The sequence below is a fragment of the Halomonas sp. ALS9 genome (assembly GCF_001651035.1).
Classification (GTDB): Bacteria; Pseudomonadota; Gammaproteobacteria; order Pseudomonadales; family Halomonadaceae; genus Vreelandella.
This window is the reverse complement of the sequence record NZ_LXRG01000110.1, coordinates 424,272-441,974: the sequence shown is the minus strand read 5'-3', so window position 1 is coordinate 441,974 and position 17,703 is coordinate 424,272. Positions and strand designations below refer to the sequence as shown.

Sequence of the window (17,703 nt, the reverse complement as noted above, 5' to 3'; positions counted from 1 at the left end):
TTCTCTCACCTACGGATTCTTATAGTTGTCATTTACCATGTTTAACGCACCTAACCTCGGCATTACCCCTTCAACTTCTGAGGTGATCGTCAAGCACCTGCGCGAAGCCATTATTGCTGGCCAAATCGAAGAGGGTGAGCCGATACGTCAGGATGACATTGCGAATAAGTTCAATGTCAGCAAAATCCCGGTTCGGGAGGCACTCAAGCGTCTGGAGGCGGAGGGATTGGTGCTGTTCCAGCGCAACAAAGGCGCCGTGGTCACCAAGATCTCTGAACCCGAGCTTGCCCAGATGTTCGAAGTACGCGTTCTGCTTGAGGTAGAGGCCATTCGCCTCGCGGTACCCAACATGGGTTCGGAAACCTTCGACAACGCCGAACGCATCTGCGACGAGTTCAACCGTGAGGACGACGTTGGCCGCTGGGCCGCCTTGAATTGGGAGCTCCACGCCTGCCTCTACGAGCCTGCGCAGCGCCCCTTTATGATGGGTCTGATTCGATCTATTCACGATAAGGTTGAGCGCTATCTTCGCTTGCAATTGAGCTTATCAAAAGGCAAAGCCCGCGCCGACACTGAACATCGCGCGATTATCGCCGCTTGCCGCAAAGGCAACGCCGACGAGGCGGCAGCGCTGGTTGAGCAACATATTATCGGCGTGTGCCGGACACTCTACGATCACCTACCTAACCGGCTTTCCGAATAAGCCACTGACTTTTCAGACAGGGCTTAGATCACTAAGCCCTGCCCTCTCAATATGCAGGGCAGCGATATTCTAATCGCTGCCCAACCCATCAGTATTTTATGTTTTCCCCTTGCGTGATCTGTTTCAACGCTGAGGCGCTAAAGTAGTGATATAGCGGCTTCTGCCCACATTTTTATTAATATTTCATCGCACACCACCGCTCGAATTTTCTATTTAAAGCAATTAAAACAACATATTAGTTTTAGATCAGAATTAATGACTGCAAAACTTGCAAATCGTATCCGAAATAATAAATACTAAGTTTGCTGTCTCTTACAGCCAAGCAAAGCCCACCTAGGAGGTCAAGAATGATAAACAAGACCGCTCCATTAGCGCTTTCCGCTATCTTGAGTGTATCCGTCATCGGTCAGGCACAGGCTGACAAACTCGATGAAATAATTAGCTCTGGAACCCTACGTTGCGCCGTTACCCTCGACTTCCCCCCCATGGGGTTTCGCGACGATAACAACCAACCTGCAGGTTTCGATGTCGACTACTGTAACGACCTGGCCAATGTCCTCGAAGTCGATGCTGAAATCGTTGAAACCCCCTTCCCCGACCGTATTCCCGCGCTGGTCTCCGGACGCGCTGATGTGATTGTCGCCTCCACGTCTGACACCTTGGGGCGTGCCAAAACCGTTGGCATGACCATTCCCTACTTCGCCTTCCAGATGGTCGTCCTGACCCGTGATGACACCGGTATCGAAGGATACGATGATCTGCAGGGACGCCCGGTGGGCAACACCAGCGGCACTTATGAGGCCATGGCGTTGGAGGAGGATGTGGACGAGTGGGGCGATGGCAGCTTCCGCGCTTATCAAACCCAGAACGATACTATTCTGGCCGTCGCGCAAGGCCATATCGACGCCACCGTGGTCACCAACACGGTTGCTTCCTCGACTCTCGAATCCGGCAAATATGAGGGGCTGAAAATTGCGGGTGAAGCGCCCTACGTCATTGACTACGTATCCCTAGCCGCCAATCGCACAGAGTACGGCCTGCTAAATTACCTAAATCTATTCGTTAACCAGCAAGTACGCACCGGGCGTTATGCGGAACTCTACGACAAGTGGGTGGGCGGCGACCCCGTCGATCTGACCGTACCCGGCGTTTATTACTAGTCGCCACGTGACACAACTAACCACTTACAACCATGTACCGCGCGCCGCTCTGGCGGCGCGCCCTTCCCAACGAACGAGATGACGTTATGTCTAATATTTCGCTCACCGGTCGTAGTTTGGTTTGTGGTTCAGCCCAGGGCGAACTACTGTATACCGACGTTGGCTTGAGCTTCTGGGGTGGCGTTGATCCGTTCAGTGGCGAGATTATTGACTGTCATCATCCGTTGAGAGGCCAGTGTCTTGCCGGACGCATACTCGCACTGCCTAGTGGACGCGGTTCTTGCACCGGTAGCAGCGTGTTGCTTGAACTGCTTACCGGCGACAACGCCCCCGCTGCACTGATATTCGCCGATCAAGAAGAGATCCTGACTCTAGGGGTCATCGTTGCCGAAACACTGTTTAAATCCTCTATCCCGGTAGTGTGCGTCGGCCCAAAGGCGTTTACCACGCTTCGCCAAAGACGCTTTGCGCGTATTGAAAATGAAAAAATAAGTCTTTTCGACACTCTTCCTTTGGGCGATTGGGCAGCAAAGGTGAACAACACCGACTCTCACCCATCTACACCAGCGCCCTTCAGCCCAAAACCCTCCCGCGTATCGCTCAGCGAAAGCGACCACGCGCTCCTCAGTGGTCACCATGGTAAGGCAGCTCAGGAGGCGATGCGCATCGTGTTACGAATGGCTGAGCTTCAAGGCGCCGACCAACTGATAGACATCAGCCAAGCGCACATAGACGGCTGTATTTATACCGGCCCTGCCAGTTTGCGCTTCGCTGAGCAGTTAGTGGAATGGGGCGCGCAAGTGCGCGTACCAACCACACTCAATTCTATATCGGTTGATCAGTGCCGCTGGCGGGCGCAGGGCATCGACCCCGCTTTCGGCGAGCCTGCCAGTGCGTTAGGCAATGCCTACATGGCCATGGGCGCGCAGCTCAGTTACACCTGCGCACCCTATTTACTCGACAGCGCCCCCAAGGCCGGCGATCAGGTCGTCTGGGCGGAATCCAACGCTGTCGTTTATGCCAACAGTGTGCTGGCGGCACGAACGCTGAAATACCCTGACTATCTGGATATCTGCATCGCCTTAACGGGTCGTGCCCCCTTAGTTGGGACACACCGCGACCAGGGTCGTTTTGCCACGCTGCGTATCGACATCAAGCCACTCGATACACTGGATGACGCTTTCTGGCCATTGCTGGGGTATCACGTCGGGCTGCTCTGCGGCAGCGAAATACCGTTGCTTTGCGGTCTGGAGGAGACAGCGCCCAGCCGCGATGATCTCAAAGCGTTTGGCGCGGCTTTCGCTACTACCTCTGCCGCACCGATGTTCCATATTAGCCAGATTACCCCAGAAGCGATGAGCGAATCCCAAGCCCTTGGTGAACTCCCGCCCTCGCGAGTGTTGGCCATTGAGCCCGACGACCTACTCGCTAGCTGGTACGAACTGGATCACGCTGAAACGCCCCAGGTAGACCTTGTCTGCTTGGGCAATCCCCACTTCTCATTGAGCGAATGCGCAGCACTGGCGGCGCTCTGTTCAGGACGCCGTAAACATCCCGATGTGGCCATCGCGGTCACCTTGGGGCGGGCAGTTTATGCCGACGCTAGCGCGGCGGGGTACGTCACCACCCTGGAGCGTTTCGGTGCCCAGCTTATCAACGATACCTGCTGGTGCATGCTGGGTGAGCCCGTAGTACCGACAACGGCACGCACCCTAATGACCAACTCGGGCAAATATGCCCACTACGCCCCCGGGCTAGTCGGTCGTCAGGTGCATTTCGGCAACCTCGCCGAGTGTGTCGAGACCGCCTGCAGCGGAGAAGCCAGTGGTCGGCTACCCACCTGGCTAACAGCCGCTGCAACTCGCCAAGGAGCACACTGAGCCATGTTTGATTATACCTTCCAGTGGCGAACTGCCTTAAGAGCCCTGCCGGATATGCTCGAAGGCGCTGTTGTCACCTTTGAGACCGCGGCGCTATCGATGATCTTCGGTGTCTTGATCGCTCTTGCCTTGCTGGCGATGCGGGAGACCCCCAACCTTGCCACGCGGGCAGTAGCAGGCACCTGGGTATCAATCGCCCGCAACACCCCTGCGCTGTTCCAGATCTACATCGTCTATTTCGGCCTGGGCGCTATCGGTTTGCATGTCAGTTCCTGGGCTGCCTTGCTGGCCGGGATCACCTTCAACAACGCGGGTTATCTGGCTGAGAATTTCCGTGGCGGCCTTAAAGCGATTCCCGACACCCAAGTCCGTGCGGCCCGTTCCTTGGGGATGAGCAGCTTCCAGGCGTATCGATTGGTGGTAGTGCCCCAACTCCTGCGGATCGTTTTTTACCCCATCACGAACCAGATGGTTTGGGCAGTATTAATGACGTCGCTGGGGGTTATCGTTGGCCTGAATAACGACCTCACTGGCGTAACCCAGGATTACAACGTCAGGACGTTTCGCACCTTTGAATTATTTGCGCTGGCAGCGGTGATCTATTACCTGATCGCCAAACTAATCGTAGCGATAGCCCGGCTGTTGGCCTGGCGGCTATTCCGCTATTGAGGGCCTGACTATGTTTTCAACCGGCTTTTCGTTTTCAACCAGCTTTACCTGGAACGACCTGTTATTTTTGCTTCAAGGGGCCTGGGTCACGCTGCTACTGACCTTCTGGTCGATGCTACTCGGTACCTTTATGGGCGTCTCCTGCGGATTTCTGCGCGCCCTACTACCCCGGGCTACCATCCCGCTAGGGTGGTTTTTGGATATCTTTCGCAGTGTACCGTTGCTTATCCAGTTTGTGCTGTTCAATTCGCTCAAGAGCATTGTGGGGCTGGACTGGAGTGCCTTCACTGTTGGCTGTGTGGTGCTGGGGGTCTATGTGGCCGCCTTCTGCACCGAGATCGTGCGCAGCGGTGTGCTCTCGGTGCCCCAGAATCTGCGCTTGGCCAGCCGTTCGCTGGGCATGACCTACTGGCAAGACCTGCGTTACGTGGTGATGCCGCTAGCGACCCGGGTAGCCTTTCCCGGCTGGCTCAACCTCTCCCTCTCGGCCATGAAAGATACCGCGCTGGTGATGTGGATCGGAATCATTGAATTGCTCCGTGCCTCCCAGGCCATCGTTACGCGCATTCAGGAGCCACTGCTGGTGCTGTGCATCGCAGGGCTAATCTATTACCTCATCAGCTTGGTGGTATCCCGCCTAGGTGCCCAAGTGGAAAAAAGGTGGCAGCAGAATGATTGAGATCGAAAAGGTACACAAGTCGTTTAAAGACCTGGAAGTGATCAAGGGTGTCGACCTAACCGTCCAAAAGGGCGAAGTGGTGTCTATTGTGGGGGGCTCTGGCTCGGGGAAATCGACCCTGCTTATGTGCATCAACGGCCTGGAAAATATTCAGGGCGGTTCGATTCGCGTCGATGGCACCGAGGTGCATGCCAAAGGCACCGACATCAATAAGTTGCGCCAGAAAATAGGCATTGTCTTCCAGCAGTGGAATGCCTTTCCGCATCTAAACGTGCTGGAAAACGTCATGTTGGCGCCGCGTAAAGTATTGGGCAAGAGCCGGGCTGAAGCTGAAGAGTTAGCCGTTAAACAGCTCACCCATGTGGGTCTTGCGGATAAGCTCAAGGTATTTCCCGGCAAGCTCTCCGGTGGCCAGCAACAGCGCATGGCGATTGCCCGGGCGCTGGCCATGTCGCCGGATTATATGCTCTTCGACGAAGCCACCTCGGCCCTCGACCCGCAACTGGTAGGCGAAGTCCTCGATACCATGCGCCTACTGGCTGAAGACGGGATGACGATGATTTTGGTGACCCATGAGATCCCCTTCGCCCGGGACGTATCCGACCGCGTGGCCTTTTTCCGTGAAGGCTTAGTTCACGAAATTGGCCCTCCCGACCAGGTAATCGATAACCCACAGAAACCGGAAACTGCTGCTTTTCTAAAGTCGGTCGTTTAGTCGGTCATGAACGCACCCACGACCTGCGCAAACCACAGGTCGTGGGTGTTTAGGCGGATCGAAAGCCTTAGCTAGATCGAAACCTTACCAACTATATTTGACACTACCTATCACACTGCGAGATTCGCCGTAGTAGCACCAGTATTCACAGCTGGCCACGTACTCTTTATCCGTTAGGTTGTTGACGTTGACCTGGGCCTGCCAGCCGTCGGCAAACTCATAGCCCACCATGGCATCGAACAGGGTGTAGCTATCTACTTCTGTGTTATCAGCGACACTGGTATCAACGGTGCTGCCCACATACCGCACGCCGCCGCCCAGCGTCACACCCTTCAGCGCGCCGCCAGTAAAGGCGTAATCCAGCCAGGTAGAGGCCTGGTGACGCGGGATTAACGGCGCACGGTCATCGTCTTCCAGACGTGAATCAGTGTAGGTGTAGGCCGCGGTGACTTTTAGATCGTCAGTAATATAGCCAACGCCTTCCAGCTCAAAACCTTGAGAAGTACGTTTGCCTTCCTGCACCTGGAAGCCAGTTGGTGAGTTCACCAGCGTATTGCTCTCTTCCAAATCAAACAGCGCCGCCGTCACGTAACCATCCCAACCAAAGGGGGCCACCTTAACGCCCGCTTCCCACTGGCGCCCTTCACGGGGGTCATAAAGATCACCGTCGCTATCCACACGGCCCAGCGGGTCAAAGGACTCGGTGTAACTGATGTAGGGATTAACGCCGTTTTCACCCAAGTACATAGCGCCGCCCGACCAAGATACCTGATCGTCATCTGAACGCTGGGTCGTTCCCGCCGTTAGGTTACTGTTTTCGGTCTCTGCTTGGTCATAGCGCACACCGCCTAGCAGCACCCAGCGGTCATCAATGCGCAGTTGATTTTGAGCATACAGGCCCGTCTGCTCTTTATCGATTTCACGGGTAAGCAAATCATCCGCGCCCACCGGCGTGTAATTGCCATAAGTGGGGTTGAAGATATCGATAGGATCGCCGAACGGGAAAGGATCCGCTTCTTGGCCGCTCACGCCGAGGTTTTGATAATCCACCCCCAGCAGTAGCGTGTTTTCGGTGCGGTCGGTGTACCAGTTACCGACCATACGGTTATCGACCGTCCAGCTATCGATGGTGCCGTCGCGGTAGACGTGGCCACGAGCTGCCTGCCGTTCATCCGCCATAAAGAAGGCGTAGGTGCTGCGCAGCTCTAAATCCAGCTCGCTGTAACGTAAATCCTGCTCGAAACGCCAAGTGTCGTTAAGGTTGTGGCGCAGTTCGTAGCCTAACGCCCACTGGGTGCGCTCATCTTTATCGTAACCCGGCTCGCTGAGATTGGTTTGCGGGTCGACACGACCAAAGGGCGTGTTCTCCACGGTGCCATAGGGCAGCTTGAACGAGTTCACCGGGACGCCATCATCTTTTTGCACGCTGGCCAGGAAGGTGACGGTTGTATCGTCGCTGAAATCCACCGCCAAGCTCGGTGCGAAATAGTAGCGCTCATTATCCGTGGCGTCTAAATCGCCGTCGCGTTCTTTATACAGGCCCACTAAGCGGTAGCGTACATCATCTGACTCACCCACCGGGCCACTGGTATCAATCCCAACTTGACGATGGTTGCGGTTGCCGAGTTGCAGGTTTACTTCGCCTTGGGGTGTTTCGGTCGGGCGCTTGCTCACTGCATTAATCAAACCGCCAGGAGGCGCCTCACCGTAAAGAATCGATGAGGGGCCTTTGAAGACATCCACTCGCTCCAGGCCATAAGGCTCCGGCAGCCACTGATAAAACCCTTCGCGATAGATACGCAGGCCGTCCTGGTAAGTGGACTGATCAAAACCGCGCACCTTGAACCAATCGGTGTTGTTGTCGCTACCGAAATGGCCTGACAACACGCCCGCGCGATAGCGGAAGGTTTCATCTAATTGCTGAACGTTGCGGGTTTCCAGCTCTTCGCGGTCAACGCTTGAAACTGGGCGTGGTGTTTCCACCAGCGGAGTATCGACCTTAAGAGCAGTGGCCGTAACGACAACAGTGTCATTGTTAACGGACTCTTCTTGCGCATAGGCGGATGCGCAAAACAGCGCTGCGGTGACGGGAATCAGCGCGGAAATTGAGCGCGCCAAAGGACGACGAGCAAACGGCAGACGAGGCATGATGTAATCTCAGTTGGAATTGGGAGCAAAGAGAAAGCAGAGCAATAAGAATCATGATAATCGTTGTTATTAGTATTCATGATAGCGCTTTTGAATAGTCGCTTTCAATCGCATTGTGCGGGGTTTTTAACGCTTCACAGTGCTCATAAAAATGAGCGGGTGTTTACGAGGTAGGCAGTTGAGTGCCTTAGGTAAGCTCAACATTCAAATGGCGAAGCGGCCATTTAGGCCTTTCGGGGCTGAGTAGTGCGCGGAAATCTGTTGCCGACAGCGGTTTACTGAACAGAAAGCCTTGGGCGCCATCGCAACCCTGCAGCGTGAGATGATCCAGCTGTGCTTGAGTCTCAACACCTTTGGCAATGACCCGTAAGGCCAGGTTCTGGCCAAAGTTGATAAGGGCATTGATGAAACTGGTATTTTCGAAGCTATCGAGCATGTCATTAACAAAACAGGGGGCAATATTGAGCGTGTCGAGAGGAAAGCATTTCAAGCGTTTCAGGCTGGCACTCCCCGAGCCGAAGTCGTCAATAGCAATGCGTATACCTAGATGACTCAACTCTATCAGTGTTGCTATTGATGCATCGTGTTCATAAGACATAAGGCTGCTTTCGGTCACCTCCAGCTCTAGAAAATGTGCTGCTAGCCCTGTCTCAGACAATATGCCGTCAATACGCGCAGGCAATGACTTATCGCGCAGTTCTATAGCCGACAAATTTACAGCGATAGGGACGATTTCAACGCCCTGCGCTCGCCATGCCTGCAACTGTCGGCAAGTCTCAAGCAGCACCCAGTGGCCAATAGGGCCGATAAGGCCGCGGGCCTCTGCGACAGGCAGAAACGCCAAAGGCTGCACAAGGCCCAAGATAGGATTGCGCCATCGCACCAACGCTTCGGCACTACACAAATAACCCGTTGTGATATCTATTCGGGGTTGGAAATCGAGAAACAGGCCATCTTCCTTCAGCGCTCGATGCAGTTGAAGTTCAATATCGCGACGTTGCTCTCTCTGTGCATTCATATCAGTTCTGAAAAGCTGGTAATGATTGCAGCCGCTACTCTTGGCGTAATACATAGCCGTATCGGCATTATTGAGCAGCGTACGAGCATCGGTACCGTGATCAGGATAGAGGCTAATGCCGATACTGGTGGTAATGCGCAGTTCGTGGGTATCGATTCGATAGGGTGTAGCCAACACACTAAGCATTTTTTCTGCCATCTTGGCAGCATCTTGTGGCTTTGCAATTTCACTTAGCAACACTACAAACTCATCGCCGCCCTGCCGGCATATCGTGTCTGTGTCGCGGATACATTCACTAAGGCGAGCAGCGACCGACTGTAATAGAGCGTCGCCTACCGCATGGCCAAGCGAATCATTGATAGGCTTGAAAGCATCAAGATCCAGATATATGAGCGCCACCTGATGCTGATGCCGTTTTGCTAGCCCAATGGCCCAGGAAAGGCGCTCGGAAAGCAGAACACGATTGGGCAGCCCGGTGAGTGAATCATGCTGCGCCTGATAGGCCAGCTGCGACGACTGAACAGGCGACTGGCAGGCATCATGAAATACGATCACCGCCCCCTTGATGCAGCCGTCACGGCCTTGGATGGGCGCCGCAGAGTCTTCTATCTTCAACTGGCTACCGTCCTTGCGAATCAGTACGCAGTCCATCGCGAGCCCGACGGTGCGGTTTTCATCTATGGCACGCTGCGCAGGGTTAGTAGCGGCAAGCAACGTATGGCCATCGACGAGCGTAAGCACCTGCGACAAGGGTTTGCCAATCGCATCCAGACTCAACCAGCCAGTCAACTGTTCAGCAACGCGGTTTAGGTAGGTAACACGGTACTCTATGTCGGTCGTAATCACGGCATCGCCGATTGAGTTTAATGTCGCTTGAGCCCACTCCATTGCGTCCTGCAGGGCAGCTTCGGCGATATGCAATCGCGTGTCTATATGATCCTGCTCGGCGGTATCTTCGTGTGTGTGCATGCCTTCTTTTAGGCAGTTAATACTCAGTATGGAATGCTCCAGCGCCATTTACTCGCTCCTTACCCTATAACGGGAGCCTCCCCCTTTTAAAAAACTGAGAGGAATCTTTTCGTGGCCAATGAAGAAGCCGGTCTTAGCTTGAAGATTTGAAAATAAAAACGCTGCGCTCTTTGCATCGCATAGTGGATTGCAGCGCAAAGTGGAACATCCTGTACTGGCATATCCCTTGCCTCAGTTAATTTAACGCTACACGTTTGCTCCGCAACTGAATGTGCGCTGGCGTACATTAGGTGATGAAATATTCGAAAAAAACCTACTTTTAAACCATACGATTCGTGTTATCTCAGTATGGTGATACTCCTGTATGTTCGGTAGCGTACAGTCTCGGCTGCGCTGTGCTCTACAATTTACCCATATAATTATATGCTTTTGATATATATGAATATTATTTCGCTGAGCAACTGCGCGACAGCCAGCAATAGAGAGAGGATTTCTATGCTAAAAACTGAAAATTTGCAGCAGAATTCTCTACTTAGACTGCTGACCGAAGAAGAATTAACCCATTTATTGCCAAGTTTTGAGAAGGTGACGCTCACGCTGGGACAATCGCTGTCTGAATCAGGCAAGCAAATGAGCCATGTCTACTTTCCTCTTGATGCCATCGTTTCACTGCTTTGCGTGATGGAAGATGGCGCCTCGACGGAAATCGCCGTGGTCGGCTATGAAGGCGTCGTTGGCGTATCGCTGTTTATGGGCGGTGAAACGACGCCTAGCCGAGCGATCGTTCAGAGTGCGGGGCAGGCTTATCGGCTCAAGGGGCAACTGCTTAAAAACGAGTTTTATCGCGCGGGTTCTATGCAGCGCCTGCTGCTGCGCTATACCCAGGCTTTACTCACCCAGATGGCGCAGACCGCCGTATGCAACCGTCATCACAGCCTCGACAAACAGCTATGCCGCTGGCTGCTACTCAGCCTTGACCGGCTGCACAGCAATGAACTGCTCATGACTCACGAATTAATTGCCAATATGCTAGGCGTTCGTCGTGAAGGAGTCACTGAGGCGGCGGGTAAGCTTCAGCGGGCAGGCCTGATTTCTTACAACCGGGGTCATATTACGGTAATCGACAGGCCAGGCCTGGAGGCGCGCGTTTGCGAGTGCTACTCAGTGGTCAAGAACGAGTATGACCGCCTGCTCAATCATCATGCCGTAACGTGAGTACCCACCCCAGTCCACTAACCTAGTGCAACCTATCGATAGCGTCATTTCACTGATCACCATTATCGATACAGACAACCAGCTAGATGTTGAGATGGCCGAGATTGCGCACTCTACACCAGGATCTTTTCGATATTGTAAGTGGCAAATTGGCATCTGCCTTGAACGGCCACTAAACGTATTGTTTTGGTTTTTTTCGTTTTGCTTTGCTTTGACAACGTTTAGTGGCCGATTCATTCCGCGCTATTAACCCTGACTAGAGTACATTTTTATAAGCCACTCCCCCTTTCATAATTAGCATGAGCTGATCATCCGGCTGAGTAAGAACATTAATATCATCTAAAGGATTGTCTTTGAGCACGATAACGTCCCCCCTTGCGCCAGGAATAATCTCGCCAAAATCTCCTGTGTGCCCATAGGCGTCGGCGGCGTGGCTTGTCGCTGCACGAATCAGCTCGTCGGTGGGCACCACGTCTTTACGTAAATTGAACTCATTGAGCTGATGACGCTGCATCCGACCCAGCAGGTCAGAGCCGTAGAGCATTTTAACGCCGTATCGTTGTGCCATCTCCAGCGCCTTGCCACCCGCATCCAAAACGTCATAAACCTTGCGCTGCAGGTGCTCGGCCATCCCCGCCTCCACACCTTCTTTTGCTAGGGCATCATAGGTGCAGAGCGTCGGCGTGAGGTAGGCGTTGTGCTCAAGAAATAGTCGGCAGCTCTCTTCGTCCATAAGATTGCCGTGCTCAATGGTCTTGACCCCACGTGGAATAAGCCGGTTGATAGCCCGCGCCGTATAAGCATGCGCCATGGTGTGAATATTGGCAGCGGTGGCTTCTTCCACAATGGCGTCAATTTCCTCAAGCGAAAATTGTGTGCTGTCGATACGGTCGGTGGGTGAAGAAACGCCACCAGAGGCCATAATCTTAATCTGAGTGGCCCCCTTGCGAATTTCATCCCGGGCGGCCCGGCGTACTTCACTGACACCATCGCAAACGCGACCTAAACCCGCGCAACAGAAGCAGCCTTCAAAGGTTTGCTGGCCTGGGCCGCGCATGTCGGCATGACCGCCGGTCTGGGAAAGAGCATTGCCTGCGTACATGATGCGCGGACCAATCAGCGCCCCTTCATCGACCGCCTTCGCTAAGCCGTAATCTGCCCCGCCAGCGTCGCGTACGGTAGTGAATCCACGCATCAACATGGCTTCCATCAACTCGCTTGATTTGGCACCGACATAGAAAGGCGAAAGCGTTTCAAGCAGGGCAAAATTGGGCGTGATAGCCGTGACGTGGACATGCGAATCAACCAGGCCGGGCATCAGGAAGTGGCCCTTAATATCGATGATTTGATCATCACTGCCCTCTAGCGGTGAATCACTAACATCGGTGATACGCCCCTCCTGAATGCGCACCTGCTGGTTGGCGAGAACCTTTCCATTGCGCGTGTCGATAACGTTGGCATTGATAAAGCGTGTCGTTGTCATGAGTATTCCTTGTGAGCGTTCTTGTGAGCGTTCTTGAGAAAGTGGCGTTAAAACATTTTTTGCGGCAGGTAGAGCGAAAGCGCTGGAATCAGCACGATCAATAACAGGGCGACAATATCCATGACGATGAACCAGGCTACGCCCTTGAACACCTCTGACAGGGTGACGCTATTGCCCAGGGCACCTTTGATGACATACACATTGAGCCCGATAGGCGGGGTAACCAGCCCCACTTCAAGCAGCTTGACGACGATGATCCCGAACCAGATCAAGTTAAGGTCAGCGCCCTCTATTAAGGGCAGGATTAACGGCAGAGTGAGCAGCAGCAGGCCAATGGAGTCGATAAACATCCCCAGCACCAGATAAATCAGTGCTACCGCGAGAATGATCCACCAGGTCTCAGTACTGACGCCAAGAATCAACTCAGAAAAAGCGGCGGGTACGCCACTCATGGCTAGAAAACGGGTGAAAAACAGCGACCCAATGAGAATAATGAAGATGCTTGCCGTGCTCACCGCCGTACGAATCAACGCTTCCCGAATGGCTGAAAAAGTTAGCGTGCGGCGCGCCAAGGCGATCAGCGCAGCGATAGAAGTCCCCACGGCCCCGGCTTCGGTAGGTGAGAAAACACCCAGAAAGATCCCGCCAAGTACTGAGCCGATCAGCAGGGGCAACGGCCAGATATGCTTAAAGGCATCCCACTTTTCGCTCCAGCTAGAGCGCACGTCGGTGTTGCCCGCCAGGCTGGGATTAAGCTTGGTGCGCACCATAATCATGGCGATATAAAGCAGCGCGGAAAGTACCCCGGGAATAAAACCCGCCATAAACAGCTGCCCTACCGACACCTGGGCATAAACGCCATAGAGCACCAGCAGCACGCTTGGGGGAATCAGCGAGCCGAGTGTTCCCGATGCGGCAACGGTGCCGGTAGCCAGCCCCTTGTCGTAGTTATGCTTGAGCATTTCGGGTACAGCGATACGCGACATGGCCGCCGATGTAGCCACGCTGGAGCCCGAGGCAGCGGCAAAGAAGGCAGAGGCCATAACGCTGGAAACTGCCAAACCACCGGGCAGGCGCGCCAAATAAAGGCGCATGGCATGAAACAGGCCTTGGGTCATATTCGTGCTGGTACACAAATAACCCATAAACAGAAACATAGGTGCGGCGGTCAGTTCCCAGGTGCCCGCAAAGTCAAACGGCGTGGCAGAAATCATGCCCCAGGCCACGCGCATGCTGGTCATTTCGCCAATGCCGATAATCGACACTAAACCCAAGGCAACGCCGATTGGCACGCGCAGGGCGATAAGGGCCAAGGCGATGGCAATGCCTGCCACGCCTATCTCGATATTACTCATTAGGAAACTCCTAGAGGGCTCGGCGTTGTTGCAGCGCCTTAATCATGTTCGCGAGGATGGCCAGGCACATTGCCGCGAAGCCAACCGGTAACGCCCAGCGACTGGGCCATAGGTAGAAGGTAAAATTGGCCATGGCAGTTTCCATTCGAACCGTGGCGCGAACCGCATCAAGATAGCTCTGGTAGCAGAGCATGCCGAAATAAAGCAGCCCAAGGGAGCTCGCGAACAGATAAAGCACCAACTGGGCACCCGGCGGAAGCCTACCCACCAGCACATCCACACTGATGTGTTCCCGCTGAAGTTCTACATAGGCGAGTGGCAGAAAGACGACAGCGACCATGTAGTAAAAAGACACAAACTCTAGCGTTCCGGTAAACGACTTTCCGAATAGGTAGCGCAGCCCTACATCAAGCGAGACATGCAGCGCCATCAACACCAGAAAGAGTGCCGCTAGCACCATGGCACTTTTGGCGACCCACTGGCTCAGTGATTCGAAGTGTTTGGCCATCATGCGAGCTCGCCCCTCTTCGAATCCGGAGCAGAAAAGCCCAGTTCTAACAGGGTCTCTTTCCAGAACAGCAGCATATCGCGGTAAAGTTCAGGATCATCACGCCAGATGCTTTGCGCCCCCATACCTCGCATCATGCACAGAGTGGCATTCAGGGCGACTCGATTCTGATGTGACGTGTGGCTGGCACTGGCTACCAACTGTTCCCAAATTTGCTCCAAAGAGTCATTGAACTTCGAGCCCAGGGTCACAAGCACTTTCATGATATCGGGGTCAGTACGCGCATTAGTGAGGTATTCGAGGGTCACCATATAAAGGTCGCCCTTGAAGTGCTCATGCAATGCCTCTAACAAGTTATCAAAGTTGAGCTCTCCCGCCTTAACGTGCGTGGCCATCTCCCTTACGCTTTCCACTTCACGACTCAGCAAGTCCTCAAGCGCCGCCTGCATCAATAATGTCTTAGAAGGGTAATGGTGAACTAAAGCGCCCCGGGAAACGCCCGCCAAACGAGCAACATCCACGGTTGAAGTAGCACGAATGCCCTTCTCGAGAATGCACTCGATCGTCGCTTGTGTAACCCGAGCCTGGGTTTGGCGTGAGCGTTCTTCTTGATTCTGTCGCTTCGTCATAGCGAACCCTTATTTGGCCTAGGCCGCCTCAATGCGACGGCCTAAGTGTTGCAGCGTTAATAGATGCCGTAGTCAGCAGGAAGCTTATTGTAGATCTCTTCCATGGCCAGTTTGGCCAATGCGTCTTCGTCTTCGCGGTCAACGTCGCTAAGTAAGGCATCCCACTTTGCGTAGGTCGCGATAAAATCATCAATCAGCGCCTCGGGGTCTTCAACGCCATACTCATCACGGGCTTTATCGTAGACATTGGCCAAGGCTTCATCGCGGAAAGCCTCCACGGACGCCATCAAGTCTTCTTCAGGCTCATAGATGTTGTTGCCATGGGAAGCGGCTTCTTCTAGTGCGGCTTCAGAAGCGCCGAGGTACTGGACGATCATGCGTGTCATTGCTTTGGCAGTTGCTTCTTTGAAGACATCGCGCTCTTCATCGCTGAGGCTAGCCCAAAAGCCCGAGTTGAAGCCCCACTGAGGGCCAGACCAATACATCCCGGTCGGCAGCAGCGTCGTGTGCTCGGCAACTTCCCAAAGAGACCGATCAATCAAGTCATTCGCTGCATTCGATGCACAATCCAAAGACCCTCGATCAAGACCGCTGTACATCTCACTGGAAGGCACATTCACCGGCGTACCCCCGGCTTGCTCAATCCAGGCAGAAACCGTCGAGCCTGCGGTACGAATACGCTTACCGCGCAGCTCTTCTAGATTGCGCACTGGCTCGCGGCAGAACAGCACATAGGAAGGCGTGTTATAGGCGCCTAGATAGACAATATCTAGCTCCTTCCACTCGGCAAGCTGGGTCGGATTATTCAGACTGAAATCTGTCACCGCCAGGATGCCAACCAGCGGATCGTCATAGTTAAAGCCTAACTCCTGAACGGCATTAGCCACCGGCATTTCGGAAGGCGTGTAGATTGCGGCATGATGAGCAACCTGAACGATATTATCTTGAATACCCTGCAGGTTAGCGCGTGGTGCCAGCAGCACGGTGCCTGTATATACCTCGGGTTGCAGTTCGCCGTTCGAGAGCTCCTTGACCATTTCGGCCCACTCGATATAACCATTAAGGGAGTGAGGGTGTTGTTGATCGTAGAACGAATTGGCGATGAATGATGTTGCTGCCTGTGCCGATGAGACCATGGCAGGCAAAGCCAGCGTCGCAACGGCTAGTGTCAGCGTCTTACGAGTGGAGTTCATGTAGTTTCCCGTGCCGATTTAATCGGCTGTTTTTTTCTGTTGTATGACTAAGTCTTATTGACACGTCACCCGGTGTGGCGCGTGTACGTAATTCAATCTAGACTTCAAATAATAAAAAAACAAGCAGGCCTGTTTGTTTTTTACATGATCGATTCCGCGGAGCAAGGTTACATAATGAAAGCAAAGGAAAAACCCACTCGGCTTGATATGGCGGGCACCTGGCGAGGGATCCGCATGATGCTGCCTTTGGCGGTTTTTACGATTGCCTTTGGTTTAGCGTTTGGCGTTGCCGCAGTGCATCAAGGGTTGGCCGGTTGGGAAGCGATGTTAATGAGCCTGTTTGTATTCGCGGCGCCATCGCAATTTGCGGCCTTGGAGATGTGGCATTCGCCGCTACCGCTACTGGCATTGGCGGCAGTCACACTGGCGATCCATACCCGGCATATGCTAATGAGCGCGGCGCTCTACCCCTGGCTCAAGCCGTTACCTAGACGCCAGCAATTCGCGATGGTGATGCTGCTGACCGACTCCAACTGGGCGATGGCACTGGGAGAGTATCAGCGCGGCGAGCGCAATCTGGGCATTCTGTTAGGCGGCGGAATAGCGCTGTGGTGTGCATGGGTCGTGGGCACGGCGCTTGGGCTAGCCTTTGGCGGAGGCATTACCCAGCCTGAACGCTTCGGCCTTGATGTGATTATGCTGTGCTTTCTGCTAATGATCGTTGTCGGTGGCAACCCCAAAGCAGCCATGGTTCTGCCCTGGCTGGCAGCAGCGGCTAGCGCATTAATGGCGTACTGGTGGTTACCGCCCTACCTACATGTGATGGTGGGCGCCATTACCGGTGGCGTGGTGGCCGTGTTGTTGCCTGGACGCTGGTTCAGGGAAAGCGCCTTATGAGCTCATCATCAGTGTGGCAGTCATTAATAGCCATCATGCTAATGGTGGTGATTGCTTATGGCTCCAGAGTGCTGGGGCTGCTGGTCATGTCACATGTACCACTAGGCCCACGCGTTAGGCGGTTCGTCGATGCCATGTCTAGCTCAGTCCTGATTGCCGTTATTACGCCCATCATCGTGCATGGTGACGGCGGCGTTCGGCTCGCGGCCATCGCTGCTGGCACGGTGGCGGTAGTATTGAGAAGCCCGCTGGTATCGATTGCAATGGGTATGCTTTGCGCTGCGGGTTGGCGCTGGTGGGTTGGGTAATGTTGTGTGAAAACGGGAGACTTGAAAATTTCAGACGTGCGCAGGGTTAACTAGAATCAGATATACCGCAGCTCCAGGGACTCATAATCCCTTGGTCGTAGGTTCAAGTCCTACTGGGCCCACCATTTCTATATAGCCTATTTAAAAACAGGGGATTATGAGTGCAATCAAACA

General features: G+C 53.9%; 16 protein-coding genes. 9 read left to right on the top strand and 7 right to left on the bottom strand.

Annotated elements, in window-relative coordinates:
• Positions 1 to 25 precede the first annotated feature (25 nt).
• The 6 genes from A6R74_RS10235 to A6R74_RS10210 all read left to right on the top strand — a co-directional run bounded on the left by A6R74_RS10235 (position 26) and on the right by A6R74_RS10210 (position 5,806).
• On the top strand, positions 26 to 703 hold the full coding sequence (locus tag A6R74_RS10235) for a GntR family transcriptional regulator (protein ID WP_240488201.1): 678 nt from the start codon (positions 26 to 28) through the stop codon (positions 701 to 703).
• A gap of 347 nt (positions 704 to 1,050) precedes the next feature.
• Positions 1,051 to 1,863 carry an ABC transporter substrate-binding protein gene (locus A6R74_RS10230; protein WP_064234398.1) on the top strand — a complete coding sequence of 271 codons (813 nt, stop codon included), beginning with the start codon at positions 1,051 to 1,053 and terminating at the stop codon, positions 1,861 to 1,863.
• Between the two features lie 86 nt (positions 1,864 to 1,949).
• Positions 1,950 to 3,743, top strand: coding sequence for a cis-3-hydroxy-L-proline dehydratase (gene lhpI, locus A6R74_RS10225; protein ID WP_064234397.1), 1,794 nt, complete (start codon positions 1,950 to 1,952; stop codon positions 3,741 to 3,743).
• 3 nt (positions 3,744 to 3,746) lie between these two features.
• Positions 3,747 to 4,412: an amino acid ABC transporter permease gene (locus A6R74_RS10220; RefSeq protein WP_007113595.1), complete on the top strand. Its 666-nt coding sequence runs from the start codon at positions 3,747 to 3,749 to the stop codon at positions 4,410 to 4,412.
• A gap of 10 nt (positions 4,413 to 4,422) precedes the next feature.
• Positions 4,423 to 5,091, top strand: a complete 669-nt coding sequence (locus A6R74_RS10215) for an amino acid ABC transporter permease (protein ID WP_064234396.1) — start codon at positions 4,423 to 4,425, stop codon at positions 5,089 to 5,091.
• Positions 5,084 to 5,806, top strand: coding sequence for an amino acid ABC transporter ATP-binding protein (locus A6R74_RS10210; RefSeq protein WP_064234395.1), 723 nt, complete (start codon positions 5,084 to 5,086; stop codon positions 5,804 to 5,806). The genes A6R74_RS10215 and A6R74_RS10210 overlap by 8 nt, the downstream gene beginning before the upstream one ends.
• 84 nt (positions 5,807 to 5,890) lie before the next feature.
• On the opposite strand, the gene A6R74_RS10205 is transcribed toward A6R74_RS10210, so the two are convergent.
• The gene (locus A6R74_RS10205; RefSeq protein WP_064234394.1) at positions 5,891 to 7,954 is read right to left on the bottom strand and encodes a TonB-dependent siderophore receptor; all 2,064 of its coding nucleotides are present in this window, start codon (positions 7,952 to 7,954) and stop codon (positions 5,891 to 5,893) included.
• A gap of 187 nt (positions 7,955 to 8,141) precedes the next feature.
• Entirely contained in the window at positions 8,142 to 9,989 is a 1,848-nt protein-coding gene (locus tag A6R74_RS10200; protein ID WP_064234393.1) for a putative bifunctional diguanylate cyclase/phosphodiesterase, read from the bottom strand.
• Positions 9,990 to 10,436: 447 nt separating this feature from the next.
• Between A6R74_RS10200 and A6R74_RS10195 the strand changes: the two genes are divergently transcribed.
• Positions 10,437 to 11,156: a Crp/Fnr family transcriptional regulator gene (locus A6R74_RS10195; protein ID WP_064234392.1), complete on the top strand. Its 720-nt coding sequence runs from the start codon at positions 10,437 to 10,439 to the stop codon at positions 11,154 to 11,156.
• Positions 11,157 to 11,412: 256 nt separating this feature from the next.
• Here the strand turns inward: A6R74_RS10195 and A6R74_RS10190 are convergent, their stop codons facing one another.
• From A6R74_RS10190 to A6R74_RS10170, 5 genes are read right to left on the bottom strand one after another with little or no spacing between them, the layout of a single operon-like run.
• Positions 11,413 to 12,639 carry a metal-dependent hydrolase family protein gene (locus A6R74_RS10190; RefSeq protein WP_064234391.1) on the bottom strand — a complete coding sequence of 409 codons (1,227 nt, stop codon included), beginning with the start codon at positions 12,637 to 12,639 and terminating at the stop codon, positions 11,413 to 11,415.
• Between the two features lie 47 nt (positions 12,640 to 12,686).
• Positions 12,687 to 13,994 (bottom strand): TRAP transporter large permease, encoded by a 1,308-nt coding sequence (locus tag A6R74_RS10185; RefSeq protein ID WP_064234390.1) that lies wholly within the window; start codon positions 13,992 to 13,994, stop codon positions 12,687 to 12,689.
• Positions 13,995 to 14,004: 10 nt separating this feature from the next.
• Complete coding sequence (locus A6R74_RS10180; RefSeq protein WP_064234389.1) at positions 14,005 to 14,505, bottom strand: TRAP transporter small permease; 501 nt, start codon at positions 14,503 to 14,505, stop codon at positions 14,005 to 14,007.
• A complete protein-coding gene (locus tag A6R74_RS10175) occupies positions 14,502 to 15,131 on the bottom strand; it encodes a TetR/AcrR family transcriptional regulator (protein WP_064234388.1) in 630 nt (209 codons plus the stop codon). The genes A6R74_RS10180 and A6R74_RS10175 overlap by 4 nt, the downstream gene beginning before the upstream one ends.
• Before the next feature lie 56 nt (positions 15,132 to 15,187).
• Complete coding sequence (locus tag A6R74_RS10170; protein WP_064234387.1) at positions 15,188 to 16,324, bottom strand: C4-dicarboxylate TRAP transporter substrate-binding protein; 1,137 nt, start codon at positions 16,322 to 16,324, stop codon at positions 15,188 to 15,190.
• Between the two features lie 174 nt (positions 16,325 to 16,498).
• On the opposite strand from A6R74_RS10170, the gene A6R74_RS10165 reads away from it, so the two are divergent.
• Both A6R74_RS10165 and A6R74_RS10160 read left to right on the top strand, forming a co-directional pair.
• A complete protein-coding gene (locus A6R74_RS10165; RefSeq protein WP_064234386.1) occupies positions 16,499 to 17,221 on the top strand; it encodes an AzlC family ABC transporter permease in 723 nt (240 codons plus the stop codon).
• The gene (locus A6R74_RS10160) at positions 17,218 to 17,529 is read left to right on the top strand and encodes an AzlD family protein (RefSeq protein ID WP_064234385.1); all 312 of its coding nucleotides are present in this window, start codon (positions 17,218 to 17,220) and stop codon (positions 17,527 to 17,529) included. Before A6R74_RS10165 ends, A6R74_RS10160 begins: the two co-directional genes overlap by 4 nt.
• Positions 17,530 to 17,703 lie beyond the last annotated feature (174 nt).